The sequence below is a fragment of the Nostoc sp. CHAB 5715 genome (assembly GCF_020829685.1).
GTDB lineage: Bacteria > Cyanobacteriota > Cyanobacteriia > Cyanobacteriales > Nostocaceae > Nostoc.
Genome location: NZ_JAIVFR010000219.1, coordinates 1 through 8,652, shown reverse-complemented (window position 1 = coordinate 8,652; position 8,652 = coordinate 1). Strand labels below are relative to the sequence as shown.

Sequence of the window (8,652 nt, the reverse complement as noted above, 5' to 3'; positions counted from 1 at the left end):
CGTCGCTCAACCAGCGCATGGTCGAGTTCCTGGACTCTGTCTCCCTGCAGAAGCTGGTGGACGAGCAACTGGCCAAGGGCGTGCAGATCGAAGACAAGCCTGCACCAAAAATCCCAGCCTCAGCCATCCGGTGGTATTCTTTAACTGTCCACAGGCGAAGTTGTAACGTCGTTTCTGTGTTTTGCATGGCTTGTTTAGCAACCGTAAGGAGCAATTAATATCCTAGCAGTTTTAACTTGACACACTAAAAATACTATGATATACAAAGGCACACATATATACGCCCCTACTTCACGCAATTGAAAACTGCTATAAATTAATCTAATCTTTTAAAATCTGGATTTCATCAATTTGATTAATCACCACATCTGCACCTCGGACATTATCCGACTTACCCACCCAAGTGATACCAATACAACCTGCGGCTTTAGCATCACGCGCCATTTGCATATCACCAACCGAATCACCCACCATCAATGTAGCGCCTGGTTGGACTCCCAAAGCTTTGCAAGCTTGCAAAAATAGCACTGGATCTGGTTTACTCGGCCCCTCATCTACTCCCATTTCCAACTGGATATAATCATTTAATTGGTGATTCTCTACAAAGTTATGTACCTCATCGCTTGTTGCAGCTGAGAGAATACCGAGTTTCAAACCCCCTTTCCGTAGATATTTCAACAAGTCTAAGCTGCCCACAAACAGGGGTGAAGGAGTTTTTTCAATGTATTTTTCTGCTTCATCCAAAGCTTGACGGGCTATTTTTAAGGATTCAAACCATCCTCTTCCTGTTTCGGCAATATATGCCGCAGCCGCAACTTCTGTTTCACGGCGACTCGCTACTGATATCAAACCGGCCGGATCTAGAATATTGCCATTGATGCCAAATGCCATTAATAGCGGTTCCCCAATACCGGGAACTTGAGCGTCTATCAACCTGGCTGCTCTTTGTGCGAGCGATCGCAAATACGTTTCTGAATCTTCTAGAGTACCGTTTTTGTCAAACAAAATTGCCTGGATATTATCAAAAGTGATGTTTCTACATTTAATAGTTGCCATAATATTTCATTCCATTTATTTAGTTAAAAGTGAAGAGTTATGAATTTTTATGCTTAACTCCTAACTGTTCCCAATTCTCCACATAAAAAAAGAGGGTTTTCCCCTCTTTGTACAATGATTTAATACTCTTACTTAAGAATAAGTAAAACTATAAATGTATTATTCTTCAATAGCTGCTGGAATTCCCTCTTCAGTTTCTGTTGCTGGTGGAATATCTTCTTCAGTTTCCGTTGCTGGTGGAATATCTTCGTCAAGTTCCGCTGCTGGTGGAATATCTTCTTCTGCTAAAACTTCCGCAGGTGCAGCCGCCGCCGCAGTAGCACCTTGTTGCTTGGCTAACAGCTGTTCACGATACTTAGCAGCCATTTCTTCTGCTTTATCGTAGACTAAATCCCGGTTTTTAATCATGTCGCCGGGTTCGGGTTCTAGCTGCTTGGTAGATAGGGAAATCCGACCCCTTTCTGCATCCAAGTCAATGATCATAACTTTTACTTCATCATTGACATTGAATACGCTATGAGGTGTATCAATATGTTCGTGGGAAATCTCAGAAATGTGTAGTAGACCACTGACGCCGCCAATGTCGATGAAAGCACCGTAGGGTTTGATCCCACGAACTGTACCAATTACTACTTCGCCGACTTCTAGGCGGTTCATCTTACGTTCAACCAGCGCCCGACGGTGAGATAGAACTAAGCGGTTACGTTCTTCGTCCACCTCTAGGAATTTCAATGGCAAATCTTCGCCTACCAATTCTTCTTTAGGTTTGCGGGTACTGATATGAGAACCTGGGATAAAACCACGTAATCCCTCAATCCGTACCAATGCTCCACCGCGATTGGTTGCAAATACGCCAGAACGGACAGTAGCATCTTCTGCTTGCAGCTGTCGCACGCGCTCCCAAGCCCGCATATATTCAATACGGCGAATGGAAAGGGTTAATTGACCATCTTCGTTTTCATCAGTAAGGATAAAAAATTCCCGCGTTTCGTTTGACTGTAAGACTTCTTCCGGGCTATCTACCCGGTTAATAGACATTTCTTGTATAGGAATATATGCTGCGGTTTTAGCACCAATGTCAATCAGAGCGCCGCGCGGCTCTATACTGAAAACTGTTCCTGGGACAACATCACCAGGGCTAAAATGATAATCGTATTTGTCAAGTAGAGCAGCGAAATCTTCGTGAGTGAATCCAATTTCTGTAGCGGTTAAATTCTGATTGACCATGCTGATTTGTTCCTGGTTCTAGTCTCCGTAAAGGTTGTGCGACAAGCCAGATGTGTTATGCAAACAGTTTTATGGCAGCTTACATTAACATCCATTTTCATCCTAGCGCAGAAAAGCTAGTATTAACACATATCTACTCCCAAGATTGGAAATTATATCACAACAATTTGTCATTAGTCATTGGTCATTGGTCATTGGTCATTGGTCATTGGTCATTGGTCATTGGTCATTGGTCATTGGTCATTGGTCATTGGTCATTGGTCATTGGTCATTAGCAAAGGACAAAGGACAAAGGACAAATACAATAATATCCGTTGCTACTAAGGATCGTAGCAACGGATATTAAGATTCAATCTGCTTAAAGGTCTGGTATATAGGATCTACTTATCTTTTGGTTTCTCAAAGCGAGGGGGTTCGCGAAATGCGATCGCAAAGAAGAGAGTACCTATACACAGAGTAAAAATCAAGATGTACGCAACGCTTTCCATATTACGATTTCCTGCCTATCGAGCCAGTAATGAAAGTTTTTAGTGCTGAGTCGCTTGAGTGCTGAGTTAGAGCCTTAACTCATAACTCAGCACTGAAATTAGAGAGCTTCCTTCCGGCGGGTTGACTTGTCACCCACTTTCTGGAATAGACCCCACTCAACTTGCTCTTCTAGATCGGCATCAACACCAGCAAATACGTCTCGGTAGATTGTCCGAGCGCCATGCCAGAGATGACCAAAGAAGAACAAGAGAGCAAATACTGCATGTCCAAAGGTAAACCAACCTCTAGGACTGGTGCGGAATACACCATCAGAATTCAAGGTTTCTCGGTCAAATTCAAAGATTTCACCGCCTTGAGCTTTCCGGGCATACTTCTTCACATCAGCTGGTTCTGTAAAGGTCTTACCATTCAGATTGCCACCATAGAAGCTGACGGTGACACCAGATTGCTCAAAGCTATACTTAGATTCTGCCCGACGGAAGGGAATGTCAGCGCGGACAATTCCATCTGCGTCGGTCAAAACCACTGGGAAGGTTTCAAAGAAGTTGGGGAGACGACGCACGGTCAATTCCCGTCCTTCAGAATCTTTAAATACGGCGTGACCTTGCCAAGACTGAGCAATGCCATCACCCTTAACCATCGGCCCTGTACGGAATAGACCACCTTTAGCGGGGCTATTACCGACGTAATCATAGAAAGCCAGCTTTTCGGGAATCTGCGACCAAGCTTGGTCAAGGGTTGCACCTTGACCAACACTTCTTTGGACGCGCTGCTGAATTTCTTGACGGAAGTAGCCTTGATCCCATTGATAACGGGTTGGGCCAAACAATTCGATGGGAGTGGCGGCGTTACCGTACCACATAGTACCTGCAACAACGAAAGCAGCAAAGAAAACTGCTGCAATACTGCTAGAAAGTACTGTTTCAATGTTCCCCATCCGTAGGGCTTTGTAGAGCCGTTCGGGGGGTCTGACTGTGAGGTGGAATAAGCCTGCAATAATACCAACAACGCCAGCAGCAATGTGGTGAGCCGCAATGCCACCAGGGTTATATGGGTTAAAACCATCTGGGCCCCATTCTGGTGCTACTCCTTGGGCAGCCCCAGTTATACCATAAGCGTCAGAAACCCAAATCCCTGGGCCAAATAGTCCGGTGACGTGAAAAGCACCAAACCCAAAACAAAGTAGACCAGATAAGAATAGGTGAATGCCAAACATTTTTGGCAAGTCTAGGGCAGGTTCCCCAGTGCGAGGATCTCTAAAAAGTTCCAAATCCCAGTAAACCCAGTGCCAAACCGCAGCTAGGAACAAAAGACCGGAAAGAACGATGTGAGCCGCAGCAACGCCTTCAAATGACCAGAAGCCAGGATCAGTTGCTGGGCCACCAGTAACGTTCCAACCACCCCAAGATTGGGTAACGCCCAAACGCGACATGAAGGGTAGAACGAACATCCCTTGACGCCACATCGGATTGAGAACCGGATCGCTAGGGTCAAAAATAGCCAGTTCGTAGAGTGCCATCGAACCAGCCCAGCCTGCTACTAAGGCTGTGTGCATTAGGTGTACAGAAATCAGCCGCCCTGGATCATTCAGAACGACTGTATGTACTCGGTACCAGGGTAGTCCCATCGACTACGCTCCTCCTCGATGAGTTAGTTTACAAAGCAATTTTGTTACTGAGATTCTAAGAAACGAAACTCGCCACTCAGAAAACTCTCTCTTGTTTTTTGTTATTGCCACAGCCAGAACATTACCACAGCTTAGTCTTATAAGTTAGACAGTGTGGGTGCTTTGGCAATGCTTACTTGCTCCCTTGAGATTTACCCTGTAGGGTAGCCATCACTAAGCAAAAATGAGAATGTTTTAAAAAGTGTAACTATTGATGGAATTGTTTGCAAGCGTGTAAATTGATGCGATCGCGTAGCATCTCCAAGTTTTTTCGCTACCAATCGCTGTCGGGGATTAAATTTGCTTTCTTTATCAGGGGAGTAGGGAGTGGGGAGTGGGGAGTAGTGTAGTTAAACAAGAAAGGCAGCAGACAGTGGGCAGTATTCGTGCTACCGTCTTCAAATAAATAGTTGCGTAAACTCATATATTAAATCCACCCTGCCTTTACGTAAGATGGCTGGATCTAATCTTTCGGTAGTGTTGCAAGTCATCAAGACAACTAACCGTTGCTGCATTTGAATACCAGACTCATCAATTACACTCTGATACAAAGTGCCATCCAATAAACTCAGAATGTGTTCGGTTTTGTTATTGTATTGCGCTACCTCGGAAGCACGATTTTGCGCTAGATTATCAGCTTCGTTAATAACGATACAGATACGCTCTATGTAAGTCGGTGGGACAAAGTTAGCGATCGCATCATGATCTAAAATAAAAATTACATACCCCAAAGGTACAAGAATTTCTTTTGCTACTGCCTGTGTCCAAACTGTCTTACCAGTACCTGGTTGCCCATGTACAACAACCGCTAACTGGTTTTGATTCAGAATCGCTTGTTGTACAGAATCAGTAAAGTTTTGGATATCTGCTGGAAATGTGCGAATGGGAAATTGACTCTGAACCTTGCCTACACGACTTTGATATCCACTCAGCATCACTGCTAAGTCATAAGTCGCTTTGTTAATTAGTGGTGCGAGATTTTTCGCCATTAAAGTATATTGTCGTCGCCCGCGATCGTAGGGATCAATTTGTAACCAAACGTCATGCTTCGCCCAGTAAGCATAAACAGTATTGATAACGTCTAAGCGTTCCCAGCTAACAAATTTATCTATAGGAAAATAAAAATCTCTTTCTGAGTAATACTGAGTAATAATGTCGGGATTACCCAATACACCTAAAACTCGCAGTACAGTAATTTCTTGCAGTCGATTAAGAACATAATCAATGGGAATACTACTACGACTGACAAATTGGACGATGGGCGTTTCCGTACTCAAAATATCTTTGTAGCGATGATCTGGTGATTGAGGATCTGGCGTGATGTAATTCCAAAACTTTTCAACTTCGTAGCGGGTATTATCAGATACAACATTTAATAAATTAGCCCACCAAGCATAATTATTTCGTCCCAAAACATCAGCAAGATTACTCGCTAAATTCAAACTTTTTTGAGTTAATTCGCGGGAGTCACTATACAACAGTTGCCACAAAAACCCCCAGTCTAATTCTCGGTTAAACGGTCGCCAACCGCTAGCAAGCAAGCTTTGCCGGGTATTATTTGTGGGAGTACCTTCATTACTTCTAAAATAGTCAAAATCCATATTTGTTAGTTATGCAGCGTTAATCAAGTTATTTTGGGTTAAGTATAAGATTTTGAAAAATTTTTCTCGTAATATTAATTAATTGCGTACAAATGGTGATTTTATTTTCAACGTGCTGTACTGGCTAGGAAGTCTTTTTAATCTAACTCATTCTTAGTGTAATATACTATAATACATAGTAACTACCTGCGTCAACTTTTTTAACAAAGCAATTAGTTCTTGATGTACCTGCGCCATTTATCTAGGGTGCATCCCAGTTTTTATTATTCGATAAAATAATAAAATTTAACATGTCATTGCGATTGCTTCGTCGTCCCTCCTCATTACGAGACGCTACTCAGTAGAAGTGTCAGTGTCCACACTCAGACAGTTAAAGGTTTTATCTATAGTAGAGCGAAAAATAGAACGAAGGCTATTTGCAGAAATTGCCGCATCAGTAAAAAAGAAAGTTAGGAGGGTAGCCATATTAGGCTCAATCATACCAACACCTTTGGCAATTCCTACTAGCTTGGCATTACCTATTTGCCGTGTCGCTAGTTTCGGTACTGTATCGGTGGTCATAATACCACGGGCTGCGGCATGAAAATCAGCAGCAGTCAAATTTTTCCCCAATCCTAATAAACCTGCCCGGATTTTTTCAATCGGGTAACGTCTGCCAATTACACCTGTAGAAGCTATCACAATATTATGTGCAGCAATTCCAGTTTCAGTTGCAACTAATTGCAGAACCTCTTGGGCGTCAGCGATGCCAACAGAACCATTAGCTACATTTGCATTCTTAGATATAACGACAATTCCTTGTGCTTGTGAATCTTTTAAGTTATTGCGGCTAATAGTAACACTTGGCCCGGCAAAAAGACTTTGAGTAAAGACTCCATCAGCAATACAAGGAACTGATGATTTAATAAATACAAAATCATCAGTTGTATCTCGTATTCCCAAATTAGTAATAAATGCACTAAAACCCTGAGGTGTGAAAGATATAGTTAATGACATTTTTATGGAATTTAATAATTTGCTTTAATTATCTCATACCATTTACAAAAATCTTTGTGACAGATGAATCGATTGTAGGGGCGTATAGATGTGCATACATGTCAAGTTAAGCTAAAAACGTTTATTGACAAAGATATCAGATCCCGCAACCCCCTTGGGGGCTAAAATTCTAATTCACCACTTTTTCACGCTTGTCATTACCAACATTTTTTAAATCTTGGGCTTCGTTACCATTCCCGCCTCGGAATAAATTCCAAGGCTAATAGCTAAAGTCCTCTCAAGAGGACTAAATACAAAATTTTCAGCCATGTAGAAGGCTATCTTATATAAAAGGGAAAATTTCAGTCCACGCTTAGTGGACTTTAGCTATCAGCGCAGAACTTAAGTTCTGGGCGGGATATCGGGTGAACGCAACACTTTGACTGTTACAAAAATGTGGATAACGACAACCTTTTTAAGGGTGCTAGTAGAGCGAATCCGAAAGACTTAGGGTGTTAGGTTGTAAGCTTAAGTTGACACAAATGATAGATATAGCAGTTCTAAATCATTTGTGAAAATTCTATATCTCTTTCTTCTTTCTTCCCTTTGTGTCCTTGGCGTTCTTGGTGAACCAGCGCTGTAGGCGGGTTTCCCGCCGTAGGCGACTGGTGAACCCGAAGGGCGGTTCGTTTCCTTATCTATATTTTTCACGACTCCTGCAAGGATTGCTATAGTGCCTCTAAAAACGTATCTGTAGCGTAAATTTTCTAAAATTTTAATAAGCTGTTCCACATTGAAATTGCATAATTAGGGCGGGCAAGATGCCCACCCCACAAGAGTTATATAAATTTTAGATATGCAAACTAGATGTGGTTTAGCTTAGAAGCTAAAAACCTATAAATCAGTTAATGTGACAATAAATGTCGTCCACCCGTTACTGCTTTCTACTTGAATGTTTCCTTGGAGTTGTTCGACTAATTTCTCTACTATAGGTAAACCTAATCCCGAACCACCTTGATTCCAGATATCTGCATTGGGAACGCGATAAAATTTCTCAAAAATTCGTGGTAACTCTGTTACCGAAATTTCTGCTGAATTACTGATAGTAATAATAGTTTTTGCGGGCGCTTCTGAGGAATTGTGACGTACACTTAGGACAATTTCACCATCCGCAGGTGTGTATTTACAGGCATTATTGAGCAATTCTACTAAGATTCGTTCCAAGCTAATGCCATCTGAGAACAACGGCGGAAGATTTGAAGGGAGATTTATCTGTAGAGTTTGCTGATGTTCTTGAACACGGATTTGAAATGGCTCAATAACCCAAGGCAACCACTGTTGTAAGAGCAAGGAATCAGGTGTCATCACTGGATAGGATGAGCTTTCCAGCCGTTGTAAGTCTAGTAGATCGTTAATTAATCCTAGCTCGCGATCGCACTCACTTTCCATCACTTCTAGATAGCGTTGAGCTTCCTGAGTACCAGGAGATATTTGTATCATTTGAATCATTAACTTGATATTACTCAGAGGCGATCGCAGTTCATGGGAAACTAAATTCAAAAAGTCATTTTTGAGTTGATTTATCTCCTCCCATTGCACCACAAGTTGCTCTTGCTCAATTTGCTTTTGACGCGCCTC

General features: G+C 42.3%; 8 protein-coding genes and 2 pseudogenes. 1 reads left to right on the top strand and 9 read right to left on the bottom strand.

Translation table 11 applies throughout. The features are described 5' to 3' along the window. Positions 1 to 100: 100 nt before the first annotated feature. From LC574_RS14080 to LC574_RS14070, 3 genes and pseudogenes are all read right to left on the bottom strand, one after another. Positions 101 to 187 (bottom strand): annotated as a pseudogene (locus tag LC574_RS14080) (Uma2 family endonuclease); the annotation flags it as partial. Positions 188 to 321: 134 nt separating this feature from the next. Next, positions 322 to 1,056, bottom strand: a complete 735-nt coding sequence (locus tag LC574_RS14075) for an HAD family hydrolase (protein WP_229454095.1) — start codon at positions 1,054 to 1,056, stop codon at positions 322 to 324. 159 nt (positions 1,057 to 1,215) lie between these two features. Beyond that, positions 1,216 to 2,283: a 30S ribosomal protein S1 gene (locus tag LC574_RS14070; RefSeq protein ID WP_229454094.1), complete on the bottom strand. Its 1,068-nt coding sequence runs from the start codon at positions 2,281 to 2,283 to the stop codon at positions 1,216 to 1,218. A 71-nt stretch (positions 2,284 to 2,354) separates the two neighbouring features. Between LC574_RS14070 and LC574_RS14065 the strand changes: the two genes are divergently transcribed. Beyond that, positions 2,355 to 2,558 (top strand): hypothetical protein, encoded by a 204-nt coding sequence (locus LC574_RS14065; RefSeq protein ID WP_229454093.1) that lies wholly within the window; start codon positions 2,355 to 2,357, stop codon positions 2,556 to 2,558. Positions 2,559 to 2,663: 105 nt separating this feature from the next. Here LC574_RS14065 and LC574_RS14060 read toward each other — a convergent pair whose 3' ends face one another. From LC574_RS14060 to LC574_RS14035, 6 genes and pseudogenes are all read right to left on the bottom strand, one after another. Continuing rightward, entirely contained in the window at positions 2,664 to 2,771 is a 108-nt protein-coding gene (locus LC574_RS14060; protein ID WP_084227385.1) for a photosystem II reaction center protein T, read from the bottom strand. Positions 2,772 to 2,869: 98 nt separating this feature from the next. After that, positions 2,870 to 4,399 carry a photosystem II chlorophyll-binding protein CP47 gene (gene psbB, locus LC574_RS14055; RefSeq protein ID WP_229454092.1) on the bottom strand — a complete coding sequence of 510 codons (1,530 nt, stop codon included), beginning with the start codon at positions 4,397 to 4,399 and terminating at the stop codon, positions 2,870 to 2,872. Between the two features lie 437 nt (positions 4,400 to 4,836). Continuing rightward, entirely contained in the window at positions 4,837 to 6,039 is a 1,203-nt protein-coding gene (locus tag LC574_RS14050) for an AAA family ATPase (protein WP_229454091.1), read from the bottom strand. Positions 6,040 to 6,378: 339 nt separating this feature from the next. Beyond that, positions 6,379 to 7,035, bottom strand: a pseudogene (locus tag LC574_RS14045) (bifunctional ornithine acetyltransferase/N-acetylglutamate synthase); the annotation flags it as partial. Positions 7,036 to 7,542: 507 nt separating this feature from the next. Beyond that, a complete protein-coding gene (locus LC574_RS14040; protein WP_229454090.1) occupies positions 7,543 to 7,806 on the bottom strand; it encodes a hypothetical protein in 264 nt (87 codons plus the stop codon). A gap of 102 nt (positions 7,807 to 7,908) precedes the next feature. Then, on the bottom strand, positions 7,909 to 8,652 hold a 744-nt coding region (locus LC574_RS14035; RefSeq protein WP_229454089.1), incomplete at its 5' end, for a sensor histidine kinase KdpD.

Coding starts and splice junctions, on each gene's coding strand:
- LC574_RS14075 (WP_229454095.1), bottom strand. CDS start 1,056: ATGGCAACTATTAAATGTAGAAACATCACTTTTGATAATATCCAGGCA.
- LC574_RS14070 (WP_229454094.1), bottom strand. CDS start 2,283: ATGGTCAATCAGAATTTAACCGCTACAGAAATTGGATTCACTCACGAA.
- LC574_RS14065 (WP_229454093.1), top strand. CDS start 2,355: ATGGCAGCTTACATTAACATCCATTTTCATCCTAGCGCAGAAAAGCTA.
- LC574_RS14060 (WP_084227385.1), bottom strand. CDS start 2,771: ATGGAAAGCGTTGCGTACATCTTGATTTTTACTCTGTGTATAGGTACT.
- psbB (WP_229454092.1), bottom strand. CDS start 4,399: ATGGGACTACCCTGGTACCGAGTACATACAGTCGTTCTGAATGATCCA.
- LC574_RS14050 (WP_229454091.1), bottom strand. CDS start 6,039: ATGGATTTTGACTATTTTAGAAGTAATGAAGGTACTCCCACAAATAAT.